Below are 15,498 nucleotides of genomic sequence, written 5' to 3'. Positions count from 1 at the left end.
TACGCGGCCTATCGTGTGACATGCACACGGTCACGCTCGGCCCCGCGGGGACGTACTCGCACCGCGCCGCGGGCGCGGTCGCCACCGACGACGAGATCGAGTTCCGCGAGTCCATCCGCGACATCGTGAACGCGGTGGCCGACGGCGACGCCGCGCGCGGCGTCGTCCCCATCGAGAACAGCATCGAGGGGAGCGTCACCGAGACGCTGGACGCCCTCGCGGAGCGCGACGTCGCGGTCGTCCGCGAGGTCATCACGCCGATCAAGCACGGCCTCCTCGCGCAGTCCGAGACGTTCGACACCGTGGCGAGTCACCCGCAGGCGCTCGCGCAGTGCCGCGAGTACCTCGACGAGCACTATCCGGACGCGACCATCGAGGCCGTCGCGTCCACCGCCCGCGGCGTCGAGCTCGCCGCGGAGGACCCGAGCGTCGCGGGAATCGGTCACCCGGACAACGCGACGGGCGACCTCCGGGTGATCGCCGCGGACATCCAAGACCGACGCTCGAACGCGACGCGCTTCTTCGTGCTCGCCCCGCCCGAGGAGCGCACCGACGCGGGCGGGAAGTCGAGCTTCGTCGTCTACCCGGGCGCGAACTACCCCGGGCTCCTCCTCGAACTTCTCGAACCGTTCGCGGAGCGGGGCGTCAACCTCACGCGCGTCGAGTCGCGCCCGAGCGGCGAGCACCTCGGTGACTACCTCTTCCACCTCGACGTCGACGGCGGCCTCTTCGAGGAGCGGACGCAGGCGGCGCTCGAAGAGGTCGAGGAGATCGCCGAGAACGGCTGGGTGCGGCGACTCGGGAGCTACGACGTCGAACACGTCGTGTAGCGGGACCGGCGTCTCACCGGGCGGCGCGTCAGCGGAACGCGAGACCGCGGCGTCGATCGTCCCTCTCCCGAAGGACCGCCGTCGGTCCCCCGCGTCCCGGAAAACGACCAACGGTGGTACACCGCCGTCGAGTAGTCGAGAGAGCCGTCGCTGGGAGATCAGTACGCACGGCCGAGAACGGTCGGCGACGCCTCGTCGTATCTACTACTTGTGCCGAGAGATACTTAAATGGATTCGGCGGGGACGCAACGGCGAAGTGGCGGGCCCGCGAAGCCCGAGTATGCTCGAAGAAGGCGACGACGCGCCCCCGATCACGGCGACGAATCAGGACGGTGAGACGCTCGAACTCGACTTCGCGGAACCCACGGTACTCTACTTCTACCCGCGCGACGACACGCCGGGGTGTACGGTGGAAGCGAAGGGGTTCAACGAGGAGTTGGACGCCTACCGCGAGGCGGGCGTCTCGGTGTACGGCGTCTCGACGGACGACGCGGACTCGCACCGGGAGTTCCGCGAGGCGTACGGCCTCGATTTCGACCTGCTCGCGGACCCCGACGGCGACGTCGCCGCGGCGTTCGACGTCGACACCTCGCGCGGGGCGGCCGAGCGCGTGACGTTCGTCCTCGCGGACGGCGAAGTGCGGGCGGCGTACGGCGGCGTGACACCCGAGGGACACGCGGAGGAAGTGCTGGAGGACGTCCGACGCTCCGGGCTACTCCCCGAGGAGTGAGCCGATAGCGGCCGCGGCCTCGTCGACGGCCGTCAGCCACGCACCATCCGGGGTCGCGCCGTGCGTCGGCGGCGCGACGTCGAGAGTGAGGGCGTCGTAGGCGAACCCGTCGAGGTGGTCGCTCGCGAGGGCGCCGACGAACGCCGCGTTCTCGCGCTTCGAGGAGACGCCGCCCGAGTCGAGCGCGTAGTAGTCGCTGAACAGGTGAACGAGGCGAACGTCGCGGTCGAAGTCGCCCTCGTGGGCGTAGCGCGCGAGCTTCACGGGGTTGTTCACGGGATCCGCACGCCGCATCTCGACCTCCACGAGGAGGAGCGACGCGGCCGCGTTGTCCGGGACGCCCGCGACGTCGACCGGCGTTCGGCGCGCGTACCACTCCGTCTCCCACGAGCGCGCGGGGTGGCGCGCGGCGAGGCCGTCGCGCAGGCGGGCGTGGACGCGGTCGGTGAAGTCGGCCACGAGCTGGAGCTGGGCGCGCGCCACCGAAAGGCTTCCCCCCGCGATGGGAGGCCTTTTGGCCCGCGGCGGTGAACGACGGGGCATGACCTACGAGCCGCGCCGACTGGAGCGCAAATGGCAGGAGCGCTGGGAGGACGGCGGCCGGTACGAGGCCGACCCCGGCGACGACGAGGACGCGACGTTCGTCACGGTGCCGTACCCCTACCCCAGCGGGGGGATGCACATCGGCCACGCCCGCACGTACACCGTCCCGGACGTCTACGCGCGCTATCGACGCCTCCAGGGCGACGACGTGCTCTTCCCGATCGCGTGGCACGTCACGGGCACGCCGATCATCGGCGCCGTCAACCGCCTCCAGAAGGGCGAGGAGGAACAGCTCTCCGTCCTGCGCGACACGTACAACGTCCCCGAGGACGAGCTGGAGGAGTTGGAGACGCCGATGGGCTTCGCGCGCTACTTCATCGAGAACCACTACAAGCGCAACATGAAGTCCCTCGGCCTCAGCATCGACTGGCGCCGGGAGTTCACGACGAACGACGAGCGCTACTCGAAGTTCGTCACGTGGCAGTACGAGACCCTCCGCGAGGACGACCGCCTGGAGAAGGGCTTCCACCCCGTGAAGTACTGTACGGAGGAGGAGAACCCCGTCACGACCCACGACCTGCTCGAGGGCGAAGAGGCCGAGCGACAGGAGTACACGCTCGTGAAGTTCGGGCTCGGCGACACCAAAGTCCCGATGGCGACGCTGCGCCCGGAGACGGTGCGCGGCGTGACGAACGCCTACATCAAGCCCGACGGGAAGTACGTCGAGGCCGAGGTCGACGGCGAGACGTGGCTCGTCAGCCACGACGCCGCGCAGAAGCTCACGCTCCAGCAGCGCGACGTCGAGATCGTCGACGAGTTCCGCGGCGAGGCGCTCGTCGGCGAGCGCGTCGAGAACCCCGTGACGGGCGAGGACGTCCTGATCCTGCCCGCCGACTTCGTCGACCCGGACAACGCGACGGGCGTCGTCATGTCCGTCCCGGCGCACTCGCCGGACGACTGGATGGCCCTGCAGGCCGCGAAAGCGGACGACGAGCGGCTGCGCGAGTACGGTATCGACCCCGCCGAGGTCGCGGAGATCGAACCGAAGGCCATCATCGACGTCGAGGCGTACGACGACGTCTTCCCCGCCCGGGCGGCCGTCGAGGAACACGGCATCACGAGCGCGGACGACCCCGAACTGGAGAAGGCCACCCAGGAGGTCTACAACCGCGAGTTCCACAGCGGGACGCTGAAGGACATGTACGGGGAGTACGCGGGGAAGGTCGTCGAGGACGTCCGGGACGAGCTCGCGGCGCGCTACCGCGATTCGGGGCAGTTCGACGCGATGTACGACTTCTCGGAGCCCGTCGTCTGTCGCTGCGGCGGGAAAGTCGAGGTCGCCGAGCAAGAGACGTGGTTCCTCACGTACAACGACGAGGACTGGAAGGCGCTCGCTCACGAGGCGGTGTCGAACATGGACGTCGTCCCGGAGACCTCGCGCGACCAGTTCGATCACACCATCGACTGGCTGGAGGAGTGGCCGTGCATTCGGAACTACGGCCTGGGGACGAAGCTGCCGTGGGACGACGACTTCGTCATCGAACCCCTCTCGGACTCGACGATCTACATGGCGTACTACACGATCGCCCACCGGATCGAGGACGTCCCCCCCGAGGAACTCACCACGGAGTTCTTCGACGCGCTCTTCGACGGCCCCGAGGCGGTCGAGGGCGAGGCGCCCGAGAAGGCGCTCGAACTCCGCGAGGAGTGGGACTACTGGTACCCCGTCGACTATCGCGTCTCGGGGAACGACCTCATCTCTAATCACCTGACGTTCTTCCTCTTCCACCACGCGGACCTCTTCGAGCGCGCGAGCTGGCCGGAGGGCGTCGCCATCATGGGGATGGGCCTCTTGGAGGGCGAGAAGATGTCCTCGTCGAAGGGCCACGTCGTCCTCCCCGCCGAGGCCATCGAGGAGTACGGCGCGGACACGGTGCGCTTCTTCCTGCTGAACTCCGCCCAGCCGTGGCAGGACTACGACTGGCGCGCCGAGGAGGTCGCCTCGACGCGAAAGGGCCTCGATCGCTTCTACGAGCGCGCGGAGGACGTCGTCTCGCTGGAGGCTCCCGAACGCGAGGACATCGAGTTGCGGCGCATCGATCGCTGGCTCCTCTCGAAGCTCCAGCGGACGATCGAACGGACGACCGCGGCGATGGACGAGTTCGAGACGCGCAGCGCCTCCCAGGAGGCCTTCTACCGCTTCGAGGAGGACCTGCGCTGGTACCGCAAGCGCACGGACACCGAGCGGCCGGCCGCGAAGTGGGTGCGACAGGAGGTCCTGCGGACGCGCCTTCGCCTGCTCGCGCCCGTCGTGCCGTTCCTCGCCAACGAGCTCCACGAGGCCCTGGACGGCGTGCCGGTCGAGGACGCCGCGTGGCCGAGCGTCGACCGCGACTTGGAGAGCACGCGCGTCGAGGTCGAGGAGGACCTCATCGAGTCGCTCGTCGACGACGTGCGCGACATCGTGGACGTCACGGGGACCGACCCCGACGCCATCACCGTGTACACGCCCGCGGAGTGGAAGGGGACGGTGTTCGAGACGGTCGCGGAGACCGGGCCGGACGTCGGCGCGGTGATGGGGACGGTGATGCAAAAGGAGTCGCTGCGCGAGCGGGGCGACGCCGTCAACGACCTCGTGCAGGATCTCGTTTCCGACGTGCGCGAGTACGACGACGAGGAACTGGCGGCGCTCGAAGCCGTCGACGAGACCGAACTGTACGCGGACGCCGCGGGGTTCCTCGCCCGGGAGTTCGACGCGAGCGTCGACGTCGTCCCGGAGGCGGACGCGACGGACGAGAAGGCGTCGCAGGCGGTGCCGTTCCGCCCGGCGATCCGCCTGGAGTGACGGGGCGCGAGGCGAGCGGAAGCCGGGGGGCTTAATCCCCCGGCCGCCGAAGCCGCCCGTATGACCACCGAAGCGCCGCGGACGCTACGCGAGAAACTGAAGCGGACGCTCTCGCCGCACATCGAGGAGGGCGGGCTGACGGGGCGGGCCGAGATGGACTTCTTCGGCCTGCTGTACCTCCTCGTCATCGTCGTGCTCGTGATCCCGCTGCTCCCCTTCCTCCTCGTCGCGCACGTCCTCAACTCCATGGTGCGCTCGTTCTACGATCCGTTCCGGCGGCCGCGGAACTGATCAGACCCCGAGCAGGTCGAACGCCGTTCCGTTCCCCCTCTCGCGGGCGTGCTCGTAGACGACGTGTGCGGCCGCGACGTCCTGAATGGCGAGGCCGGTGGAGTCGAAGACGGTCACGCCGTCCGCGTCGGTGCGGCCCGCTTTCGCGCCAACGACGATCTCGCCGAGTTCGGCGTAGAGGTCGTCGTCGTCGAGAACGCCGGCGCTCCACGGGACGTTGATCTCGCCGGAGTGGGTCGTCTGCGCGTAGTCGTCGATGACGAGCGTCGCGGCGAGCAGGATCTCGTCGGCGAGCTCGTGCTTGCCGGCGGCGTCCGCGCCCATCGCGTTGACGTGCGTGTGCTCGCCGAGGTCGTCGGCGTCGACGATCGGTTCCGAGACGGGCGTGACGGTCGAGACCACGTCGCAGTGACCGGCCTCGCTGATCGAGCCCGCGCGGACGTCGAACTCGTCACCGAAGCGGGCGATGAAGCGCTCGATTCGCTCCTCGCGGAGGTCGCTCACGACGACCTCCGTGATGTCGCGTACCTGGCTGATCGCCTCCAGTTGGGTGTAGGATTGGACGCCGGCGCCGACGATGCCGAGGGACGAGGCGTCCGGAACGGCGAGCGCGTCGGTGGCGACGGCGGCCGCCGCGCCCGTGCGTTTCATCGTGAGCACCGTGCCGTCCATGATGGCGAGCGGGTAGGCGTTGTGCGGGTCGGAGTAGACCATCGTCCCCATCACGGTCGGGAGGTCGAACGAATCGGGGTTGTCCGGGTGGGCGTTCACCCACTTGATCCCCGCGGCGTCCCACTCGCCCGCGTCGAGGTACGCGGGCATCGAGCGGAAGTCGCCGTTGTACTGCGGGAGGTCGATGTAGGACTTCGCGGGCATCTGCGCGTCGCCGCGCTCGTAGGCGGCGAAGGCCTCGCGGACCGCCGGGACGAGTTCGGCCATCGTGGCGTTGGCGTCCACGTCGTCCGTGTCGAGGAGCAGCGTCTCCATACCGGGGGGTCGGCCGGCGGACACTTAGAACGCGCGACGCGCGGACGGCCGGGCCACCGCATCGATTATGGTGTTCGCGGCCAAAATAGACTGCATGAGAGCTCACAGCGTCCTGTCGTCGGTAGCGACGGTGTCGCTCGTCCTCGCGCTCGGCACCATCGGGGGGTGGCTCCCGATCCCGAAAGTCTCCGTGTTCTTCCTCCTGGGAATCACCGTCTGCCTCGCCGTCGTCCTCTTCTTCCTCACCGCCTACCGGATGACGCAGGGCGTCTTCGCGGCCGAGAACCCGGTCTAACTCACGAGTCGAGGCGCGCGGCGAGTGCCTCAGCGTTCGAGACGTGGCGGAGCGTCCGACTGGTGCCGTCCGCACACTCGACGTGGACGGTGTCGGCGCCGGGGACGAGACGAGTTCGGGAGACCGTCGCGTCGGTGATCGTCGCGCGGGGAGCGACCCACTGCGCGGCGTCCGTGAACCCGTTGTGCGCGACGAGCGCGTCGGCGTGGACGCGATAGACGAGCGGTGCCTCCGCGACGCGGGCCTCGATGAGGACGGCGACGAGGCTCCGGGACGCGACGATGCAGAGCGCGCCCGCGACGGCACCGAGAGCGGGACGGGAGAAACCCGCACCGCCGACAGTCATCCCGACGAGGCCGGCGAGGAGGACGAGAAACGCCGTCGGCCCGAGGATGGAAACGAGGGCGCCGTGGAGGGCGACCGTCACGGTCGTCCCCCACCGGTCCGTCGGGTGGGTCGCTATCGGGTCGGCGTCGGGGGGTTCGAGCGGGTCCTCGTCGCCGACCGTCTCGTCCGCGTAGACGAGTGAGCGAACGAACCCGGGACGCCGCGCCTCCGCGAGGCCGTACGTCACGCGCGCACCGACGAGACACGCCCCGAGGACGAGGTCGGGGACGCCGCTCGCCTCGGCGGCGAGGACCGGCGGGACCGCGAACGCGAGGACGACGAGGAGCACCAGATAGCGCCGCGTGAGGCCACCGGTGGCCGCGGTCGTCTCGAACTCGCGCGTGCGGACCCACTCGACGAGGCGGAGCGCCTGCCCGATCGTGAACGCGACCGCCGCGACCGCGAGCGCGTCGACCGAGAGCCGTGGCTACGCGGGTAACGTCGAAAGAAGCGGAGCGTCGGGAGTCGAGCGTGCGGTGCGGGGCGTGGTTCGGGTGGTGTGGCGGGCCTGTCTCACGGGATCGCGTCCCGTTCGACTGCCCGAGGTTCGGTCGGAACCTCGTTTTACATCGGCGGGCGAAGCGAAGCTTCGCTGCCTACGTGAAATCAGGTGAAGCCTGACTTCACATGGCGCCGCCCATGCCGCCCATACCGCCCATGCCGCCCATGCCGCCGGGCGCACCGCCGGGACCGCCCGCGCCGCCGTCGTCGCCGCCGTCGTCGGCGTCGACCTGCCCGCCGGCGAGGTCGCCCGCAGCGATGACGTCGTCGATGCGGAGGATCATGACGGCCGCTTCTGTCGCGCTCTCGATGGCCTGCGTCTTCACGCGGAGGGGCTCGACGACGCCCTCCTCCTCCATGTCGATGACCTCGCCCGTGTAGGCGTCGAGGCCGGCGCTCGTGTCGCCGTCCGCGTGCTGCGCGCGGAGGTCGACGAGGGAGTCGATCGGGTCGAGGCCGGCGTTCTCGGCGAGGGTGCGCGGGCCGACTTCGAGGGCGTTGGCGAACGCCTCGACGGCGAGCTGCTCGCGCCCGCCGACGGAGTCGGCGTAGTCGCGGAGTTCGAGGGCGAGCTCGGTCTCCGGGGCGCCGCCGCCGGGGAGCACCTGCCCGTCTTCGAGGGTGACGCGAACGACGCCGAGCGAGTCCTCGATGGCGCGCTCGACCTCGTCGACGACGTGTTCGGTGCCGCCGCGGAGGATGAGCGTGACGGACTTGGCGTCCGCGACGTCCTCGACGAAGATGCGCTCGTCGCCGCCGATGTCCTTCTGGGCGACGGAGCCGGCTTCACCGAGGTCCTCGGCCTCGATCTCCTTCGCGGAGGAGACCGGGGTCGCGCCCGTCGAGCGGGCGAGACGGCTGAGGTCGGAGTCCTTCACGCGGCGGACGGCGAGGATGCCTTCCTGCGCGAGGTAGTGCTGAGCCATGTCGTCGATGCCGCCGTCGACGAAGACGACGTTCGCACCGGACGCGGCGATGGCGTCGACCATCTCGCGGAGCTGCTCTTCTTCCTGGTCGAGGAACTCCTGGAGCTGGTCGGGGTCGGTGACGTTGACCTCGGTGTCGATCTCGGTCTCCTGGACTTCGAGCGCGCCGTCGACGAGGGCGATCTTCGCGTCCTCGACGGCGTAGGGCATGTTCTCGTTGACGCGCTCCTTGTCGACGATGACGCCCTCGACGAGCTCGGAGTTGTCGATGGAGCCGCCGGTGACCTTCTCGACCTTGATGTTGTCGGTGTCGACGATGCCGTCGTCGGCGACGGCCTGCGCGGCGCGGACGACGAGGCCGGAGAGGGCGTCCTTCGCGTTCTCGGCGCCCTTGCCGGTCATCGCCGTGGCGGCGATCTGTTCGAGGTAGTCGGTGTCGTCGGCGTCGATGTCGATGGCGATCTCGGAGAGGATCTCCTTTGCCTCCTCGGCGGCCTCCCGGTACCCCTGCGCGAGCGTCGTGGCGTGGATGTCCTGATCGAGGAGCTCCTCGGCCTCGTCGAGGAGTTCGCCGGCGACGATGACGGCGGATGTGGTGCCGTCACCGACCTCGTTCTCCTGCGTCTCGGCGACCTCGACGATCATGTTGGCCGCCGGGTGCTCGATGTCCATCTCCTTGAGGATGGTGACGCCGTCGTTCGTGACGACGACGGACCCGGTGGAGTCGACGAGCATCTTGTCCATCCCCTTCGGGCCGAGCGTCGTCCGAACGGACTCGGCAACGGCCTTCCCGGCGGAGATGTTCATCGACTGCGCGTCCTCTCCCGACGTTCGCTGCGAGTCGTCGGAGAGTACGATCAACGGCTGATTGCCCATCTGTTGCGCCATAATCACTCGCTGATTGTTTGCCGTTCTATATAAAACTTTGGGAAGCGTGTCTGAACGGGTCGCAGACGGCTCGAAGATACCGTGTGAGACAATGACAACGTGAGTATTTAACAACCGTCCGGCACGGCCGTCGGATCGCCGAGAGACGTGACAACGAACGAGAGAACAGGGCGAAGTCGTCCGCGCCGAACCCGTCGTGCCGAGCCGTGAGCTGGGCGTTCAGCCCGAGAACTCGTGGTACTCCATTCCCTGGTGCTTGAGCTCCTCGACGTGTTTGCGTTCGAGGAAGGAGTAGACCGAGCCGTGGGGGGCGCCGTCGAGGAGCATCTCTGCCGCCGAGCGAGCGACGTCCACCTCGTTCGGGCCGCCGATCACCCCGAACGTCGACCCGTAGATGACGACGTCCGCACCGGTGAGCTCTTCGATGAGTTCACGCGTGCGGCCGTTCTCGCCGATGAGCCGGCCTTTCTTTCGTCGGAGGTCGTTGTCGTTACGCGCCGCGCGCTCGATGTCGATCGTCTCGAAGAGGCGCATGTCGTCGTCGAGGAGCGTGAGCGCCGCGTCGGGATCGAAACCGCGACCGATCGCCCGCACGATGTCGGGTGCTTTCATGCCGCGGATCGGATCGCCGGTCTTCTCGACCGCGACCGCGCCGTCGTCGGAGTTCACGTCGAGGCTGACCTCCGCCGACCGCTCGATACGGCGCAGGGTCTCGCCGCCCTCCCCGATGAGGACCCCGATGCGGTCCTGCGGAATTTTGACGTGTTGGGTCATATGCAGTCGGCTACGGGACGAAGCGGTTTAAGACTTACACGCCGTGCGCCGCGTCGCCGGGCGGTGATCAGGGCCTGATTAAATCGTATAACGTGATATCAAAATGATCTCGTTCCCGGTGCGACACCGCGGATCGTCCAGTTCGGAATCGGGACCGGGCCCGTTGGCGCCGAGAAGTACGGCGCGAGGGAACGCGTATCCGGATCGCGTTCGATCGCTCGATCGGTTGGCCGAGTGGCGCGTCGATCGCGTGGCCGAGCGACGCCGGCGGCACCACGGCGTTCGGCCCAGCAGCACCGTATCGGGACGGCACGCCGAGGCGGCCGCGGTCACGCCGCCGGCCACGTGCCGAACGAGGCTGGCACTAGTTCCACCGGGGAACGACCCGTAACGGCTCGGGGACGCGGCCGACGGATCCGGCGGACGACCCCAGAGAGATCAACAGGCGACGATCCACCCGTCGGAGGCGCGGACGGGCACACCGAGTGAGCGACCCGTTTCCGCCGTTTTCGTATCGCGGTATAAGATTTATATCGTGATCGGTGACATCGCCTACGGGAGGCTGAAACGGCGCGTATCGGCCTGTCGGCAGGAATAACGAGGGAAAAGGATTAGTCGCCGGCGTCGCCGCTCGGATCGGCGTCGACGGACGTGACGTGGTCGTAGAGGGCGTCGGGGTCGGCGTCGACGCCTTGGCGCGAGAAGAACGCGGCGACGTTCTCGCAATCGCGCCGGAGGAACTCCTCGGCGTTCCCGTGGTGGACGGTGACGGCCTGTCCGACGTCGATGATCGTGAGTTCGCCGTCGTGGACGACGATGTTGTACTCGGAGAGGTCACCGTGGACGAGCCCGGCGCCGAAGAGGCGCTGCATGTACTCGCGGACGACGTCGTACGCGGTCTCGGGGTTCTCGAGGGTGACGTCGTGGAGCGTCGGTGCGGGATCTGTGGCCTCACCGATGAGCTCCATCACGAGGACGTTGCGCTGGACCACGATGGGATTCGGGACGCGGACGCCGGCGTCGTGGGCGCGAGCGAGGTTCGCGAACTCCTTACGCGTCCACGCGAGCACGATCGCCTTCTTGTCACCCCGGATGCCCTCGAAGCGCGGATCGCCTTCGAGGTAGTCGCGCATGTGCTGGAAGTTCGAGGCGTTGATCCGGTAGACCTTGACGGCGACGTCGTCGCCGTCCGCCGCGGCCGCTTCGTACACGTTCGCCTCCTTCCCGGTGGAGATCGGGCCGCCGAAGGCCGCGAGATGGCCGTCCTGTACGAGCTTGTAGAGTGCGGCGAACGTCGCGTCGTCGAACGCGCCCTCCTGGACCTTGAACTGATCGGCGTCCTTCAGGCGCTTCAGGAACGACTCGAACTCGCGGTCCTGGCGTCTCGTGATCCGATCGACCTCGTCGTCGGAGACGTCGAGGTCCTCCCACTCGTCGCCCGCCGGCCCCGCCGTCTCCTCGACGAACTCGCCGGCCACGCTAGACGTGCCCCTCCTCTCGGAGTTGATCGGCCGCCTGCTTGTCGTAGCGCCACTCGACGTCGGCCTTCTCGTCCTGCCAGTCCCAGGGGTCGACGAGGACGATGTCGCCCTCGCGGATCCAGACGCGCTTTTGCATCCGACCGGGGATGCGGGCCGTCCGCTCGGTGCCGTCGGCGCACCGGACCGCGATCCGGTTCGCGCCGAGCATCTCCGTCACCTCGGCGAACACCTCGTTCCCCTCGGGCATCCGGAGGTCGAGCCGCTCGGATTCCTCGTTCATTGGGCCCGTGTAGCCCCGGCAGACGGTTAAACCCAACTCACGCGACCGAGAGTCTGGGGGAGCGGTCGCCGGCGGACCGTCGGGGGAGCGTTCAGCCGCGCAGTTCGCGCAGGCGCTCGCGCCCCGGCGCGATGAGTTCGTCGAGGGAGGCGGCGAGCGCCGACTTCGCGTCCGCCGGGTGGAGTTCGCCCGATTCGAGGTCGGCTTCGAGGGCGTCGTAGCTCCCGTAGACGAGATCCCCGCCGTACTCGTCGGGGCGCTCGACGACGACCTCGTCGAAGCGCGGGAAGACGTGGTACCGGAAGATCTCGAGGACTGGGTTCACGAGGTCGCCCTCGGGGTCGGCCGTCGGCGGGCAGAAGGCCGCGTTGACCTTCTCTTCGAGTTCCGCGGTGGAGTCCTCCATCGAGATGGTGGTGCCGGTGCTGGAGGACATCTTGCCCTCGCCCGTCTCTAGGTCGCCGACGATGGGCGTGTGGAGGCAGGTCGGCGCGTCGTAGCCGAGTTCGGGGAGCTCCTCGCGGGCGAGCATGTGGACCTTGCGCTGGTCCATCCCGCCGACCGCGAGGTCGACGTCGAGGTACTCGATGTCGAGCGCTTGCATCAGCGGGTAGACGACGTGGCTCACCTTCGCGGTGTCGTCGCCCTGCAGTTCCGCCATCGCGCGCTGGGCGCGCTTCAGCGTCGTCCCCACCTGCAGCGAGTGGAGGTCGAGCTCGTAATCCTCGTCGAGCTGGTAGGACGACCCGAGGACGAACTCGGTGTTCGCCTCCTCGAGGCCGTACGCGAGGAACTGCTCTTTCATCTGTTCTGCGGTGTCGCGGATCTCCTCGAAGGTGCCCTTGTCGTTGAGGGAGGCGTGGACGTCGGCGAGGAGGACGACGACCTCGAAGCCGCACTGCTGGAGGTCGATGAGCTTGTTCGCCGTGAGGAGGTGCCCGATGTGGAGCACGCCGGAGGGCTCGTAGCCGACGTACGCCCGCTTCCCGTCGGGGTCCTCGGCCAGGGTCTCTACCTCCTCCTCGGTCACGACTTCCGCCGCGTTCCGAGTGATGCGCTCGTAGGCGTCCATGGCGCGACAAAACGGGACGAGGGGGTTAGCGGTTGCGGTGTCGGGCGCGAGGGCCGGTCACCGGGGGGGGCGGCGCAACGCTCTTGACCGCCGTAACGGTGGATCGACATATGTCCCTCCGCTCCCGGCTCCGCGCGCTGGCCGACGAACGCTATCGCGTCGCACTCCTCCTCGGCCTTGCATCGCTCCCCGTGACGATCGCGCTCAACTGGATCTACGCGCCGGAGCCGGTCTCGGCGACGCCGCTCGCCGTCGCGTGTCTCGGCGCGGGCGGACTGTCGGCGCGGCGGGCGGCGAGCGGTCGCCGCGCGGGCGAGGTGGCCGCGCTCGCGGGGAGCGCGCCGGTGCTCGCGGTGAACGCGTGGCGAACGTTCGCCGAGTGGGCGGGCTACGCGCCGCTGGTGACGCGCCTCGGTGCTCCGCTCGCGGCGGTCGTCGCGCTCGGCGCGGCGCTGCTCACGGTCGTGATACTCCTCACCGTGCTGCTCGTCGTCGGGCACGCGCTCGGACGGGCCGGCGCGTGGATCGTCGAACGCGGGAGCGGGGTCAGTCGAGCCTGACCCGCGCCGCGTACGAGTCGTCGCACTCCCCGTTCGCGTGTCTCGCGTCGCTCGCGGCGAGTGCCGCCGCGCGGCGAGGGCGAGTCAGTCGGGCCGACGGTCCGACGCTACTCGCGTATTCGCGATTCTGCCGGAACCGCGTTACTCCCGATCCGCCCGGTGCTCGCTGATGATCGAGTCGACCATGCTCTCCGTCTCCGCCTGGGCGCGCCGCTCGGCGCGGTCGGCGTAGTCGGCCTCGACGGCCGCGACGGCGTCCTCGCGGGCGATGGCGAGTTCGTCGATCTCGCGGATCGAGACGTCGCTCGCGTCGCCGAAGGCGACGTCCGCCTCGTAGAGCACCTCCTCGGCGACGTCGCTCGTCTCCCCGTCGAGGAGGACGACGCGGGGCTCGCGTTCGACGAGCGCCTCGGCGGTGCGCCGGCCCGCGCCGCTGGCGTCGCGGAAGTAGACGACGTCGCCGCGCGCGATGCCGTACGCCTCGTCCGCCGCCTCGATCTCGTCGAGGGTGAACTGCGCGACCGGCTTCACGGCGGTCAGCGATCCCGAGCCGTTGACGTCCGCGAAGTTCGAGTGGTCGAGCTTCCAGAGCTCCTTGAGGCGTTCGAGCTTCTTCGCCAGCTCGTCGGCGCGCTCGCGCTCCTCGTCGAGTTCGTCTTCGAGTCGGTCGTTCTCCCACTCCAGCCGGGTGACCTCGCGGCGCTCGCGGGCCTCCTTGCGCTCCTCGCGGCGGGCCTCCTCAAGTTCGGTCTCCAGCTCCGCGATGCGCTCGTCCTTCGCGTCGAGGTCGGCTTCAAGGTCCGTGACGTGGTCGTCGAGGCGGGCAACGCGCTCGCGGAGGCGCTTGATCGTGCGCTCCTCCTCGGTGAGTTCGCGCGCCTCGTGCTCGTGGTCGTCGCCGTCGTCGCCGTCGTCCGCCGTGAGGTCGTCGACAGCGGCCTCGACCGTGGACTCGTCCGCGAGCACGCGCTTTACGACCTCGCCGCGATCGACGCGCGGCGGGATCTTGCGCGTGATGCGCCGGATCTGATCGGCGTGGTCGTCGTGGGCGTAGAGCGCGGCGGCCATCGCGTCGCGCTCGTGGTCGTTGTCGTACCCCTCCTCGCGGGTCCGGTGTTGTTTCTCGTCGACGGGGATGTCGCTCTCGGGGTGCCAGCCGGCGGCGTCGAAGCTCCGGCGGATCTGATCGACGGTCGCGGGCATCGGGTCGACGTCCGCGGCGACGAGCACGGGCCGGCCGCGCTCGATGATCCACTCGATGACGTCCGCGGTGTCCGCGGTCCGGGTGGAGAGGACGTCGAGCAGGTGCCCGTCCAGGTCGACGAGCGCGACGGCGGTCGTGGTGCCGGGATCGACGCCGACGAAGACCCGGTCGCGTCGCTTCGCCAGCGGGCGGAACTCGATGCCGTCGCGGCGGACGCGCTCGACTTCGATGCGGACGTCGCCCGAGCGCATGCTCGACACGGGAATGTCCTGCGGGCGGCCCTCGACGGTGAAGACGGCGTTCGAGAAACCGCCGTACTTCTCCGTGACCTCGCGCTCGTAGTCGAGGCCGGCGTCGTCGAGCTTCGAGGCCACGTTCCGCGCCTCGCGTTTGACGTTCCCGTGGATCCGGCGGGTGTATCGGTCCTGACTCCAGCCGCCCTTCCCGGTCGAGCGCCCACGGGAGATCTTGACGGTCGTCTCGTCCGTGAACGCGGAGACCTCGGATCCGACGTTGCGGGCGGCGAGGCGAGCGACGGCCTCGGCCTCCTCGATGGCGGGCTTCCCGTACGGAACGCCGTGGCGTTTCGCCACCCGCGAGAGGGGCTCGGGGCGTTCGTCGCCCGTCACCTGTACGAGTTTCGTCGCGTCGGGGAGCCCGCCGAGGAACCGGACGAGCGCGTCCTTGTCCGCGGCGAGTTCGTACATGTTGTCCGTCGCGACGATGTCCGGCTCCTCCGCGTCGACGAGGCGGAGGAGTTTACGGCGCGTCACGACGTCGCGCTCTATCGACTCGCCGTCGTAGGTGACGAGGGCGTACGAGGGCGCGTCACCGCGGACGTCGCCGCTCTGGACGTCCACGCCGTAGACGAGCGTGTCGAGGGCGCGCGTGCGAGTGCTCATTC

At 69.1% G+C, this 15,498-nt stretch carries 15 protein-coding genes; 6 read left to right on the top strand and 9 right to left on the bottom strand.

The annotated features are described in order from the left end of the window. The first annotated feature begins 20 nt into the window (after positions 1-20). Complete coding sequence (pheA, locus tag J2754_RS02475; RefSeq protein ID WP_188877481.1) at positions 21-830, top strand: prephenate dehydratase; 810 nt, start codon at positions 21-23, stop codon at positions 828-830. A 280-nt stretch (positions 831-1,110) separates the two neighbouring features. Then, positions 1,111-1,560 (top strand): peroxiredoxin, encoded by a 450-nt coding sequence (locus tag J2754_RS02470; RefSeq protein WP_188877480.1) that lies wholly within the window; start codon positions 1,111-1,113, stop codon positions 1,558-1,560. On the opposite strand, the gene J2754_RS02465 is transcribed toward J2754_RS02470, so the two are convergent. Next, a complete protein-coding gene (locus J2754_RS02465; protein WP_188877478.1) occupies positions 1,543-2,019 on the bottom strand; it encodes a hypothetical protein in 477 nt (158 codons plus the stop codon). The two genes, J2754_RS02470 and J2754_RS02465, sit on opposite strands and share 18 nt — an antisense overlap. Positions 2,020-2,101: 82 nt before the next feature. On the opposite strand from J2754_RS02465, the gene leuS reads away from it, so the two are divergent. After that, positions 2,102-4,948 (top strand): leucine--tRNA ligase, encoded by a 2,847-nt coding sequence (leuS, locus tag J2754_RS02460; RefSeq protein WP_211086595.1) that lies wholly within the window; start codon positions 2,102-2,104, stop codon positions 4,946-4,948. A 60-nt stretch (positions 4,949-5,008) separates the two neighbouring features. Beyond that, positions 5,009-5,239 (top strand): DUF7535 family protein, encoded by a 231-nt coding sequence (locus tag J2754_RS02455; protein ID WP_188877476.1) that lies wholly within the window; start codon positions 5,009-5,011, stop codon positions 5,237-5,239. Here the strand turns inward: J2754_RS02455 and J2754_RS02450 are convergent, their stop codons facing one another. After that, a complete protein-coding gene (locus tag J2754_RS02450) occupies positions 5,240-6,226 on the bottom strand; it encodes an ornithine cyclodeaminase family protein (protein WP_211086594.1) in 987 nt (328 codons plus the stop codon). Between the two features lie 94 nt (positions 6,227-6,320). Between J2754_RS02450 and J2754_RS02445 the strand changes: the two genes are divergently transcribed. After that, entirely contained in the window at positions 6,321-6,521 is a 201-nt protein-coding gene (locus tag J2754_RS02445) for a hypothetical protein (protein WP_188877474.1), read from the top strand. Position 6,522: 1 nt separating this feature from the next. Here the strand turns inward: J2754_RS02445 and J2754_RS02440 are convergent, their stop codons facing one another. From J2754_RS02440 to J2754_RS02415, 6 genes are all read right to left on the bottom strand, one after another. Further along, positions 6,523-7,197, bottom strand: a complete 675-nt coding sequence (locus tag J2754_RS02440) for a hypothetical protein (RefSeq protein WP_211086593.1) — start codon at positions 7,195-7,197, stop codon at positions 6,523-6,525. Positions 7,198-7,531: 334 nt separating this feature from the next. Further along, positions 7,532-9,211: a thermosome subunit alpha gene (gene thsA, locus J2754_RS02435; protein ID WP_211086715.1), complete on the bottom strand. Its 1,680-nt coding sequence runs from the start codon at positions 9,209-9,211 to the stop codon at positions 7,532-7,534. 231 nt (positions 9,212-9,442) lie between these two features. Further along, a complete protein-coding gene (locus J2754_RS02430) occupies positions 9,443-9,997 on the bottom strand; it encodes a KH domain-containing protein (RefSeq protein WP_188877468.1) in 555 nt (184 codons plus the stop codon). Between the two features lie 611 nt (positions 9,998-10,608). After that, positions 10,609-11,475, bottom strand: a complete 867-nt coding sequence (gene rio1 / locus J2754_RS02425; RefSeq protein WP_211086592.1) for a serine/threonine-protein kinase Rio1 — start codon at positions 11,473-11,475, stop codon at positions 10,609-10,611. 1 nt (position 11,476) lies between these two features. Next, entirely contained in the window at positions 11,477-11,758 is a 282-nt protein-coding gene (eif1A, locus tag J2754_RS02420; RefSeq protein ID WP_188877465.1) for a translation initiation factor eIF-1A, read from the bottom strand. Between the two features lie 91 nt (positions 11,759-11,849). Beyond that, the gene (locus tag J2754_RS02415) at positions 11,850-12,830 is read right to left on the bottom strand and encodes a tyrosine--tRNA ligase (RefSeq protein WP_211086591.1); all 981 of its coding nucleotides are present in this window, start codon (positions 12,828-12,830) and stop codon (positions 11,850-11,852) included. 110 nt (positions 12,831-12,940) lie between these two features. On the opposite strand from J2754_RS02415, the gene J2754_RS02410 reads away from it, so the two are divergent. Further along, complete coding sequence (locus J2754_RS02410; RefSeq protein ID WP_211086590.1) at positions 12,941-13,390, top strand: DUF5518 domain-containing protein; 450 nt, start codon at positions 12,941-12,943, stop codon at positions 13,388-13,390. Positions 13,391-13,531: 141 nt separating this feature from the next. On the opposite strand, the gene J2754_RS02405 is transcribed toward J2754_RS02410, so the two are convergent. Then, on the bottom strand, positions 13,532-15,496 hold the full coding sequence (locus J2754_RS02405) for a DUF460 domain-containing protein (RefSeq protein WP_188877461.1): 1,965 nt from the start codon (positions 15,494-15,496) through the stop codon (positions 13,532-13,534). Positions 15,497-15,498 lie beyond the last annotated feature (2 nt).

The sequence above is a fragment of the Halarchaeum nitratireducens genome (assembly GCF_017874695.1).
Classification (GTDB): domain Archaea; phylum Halobacteriota; class Halobacteria; order Halobacteriales; family Halobacteriaceae; genus Halarchaeum; species Halarchaeum nitratireducens.
Note: the sequence above shows the minus strand (reverse complement) of the source record. Positions and strands in the feature narration are given on the sequence as shown.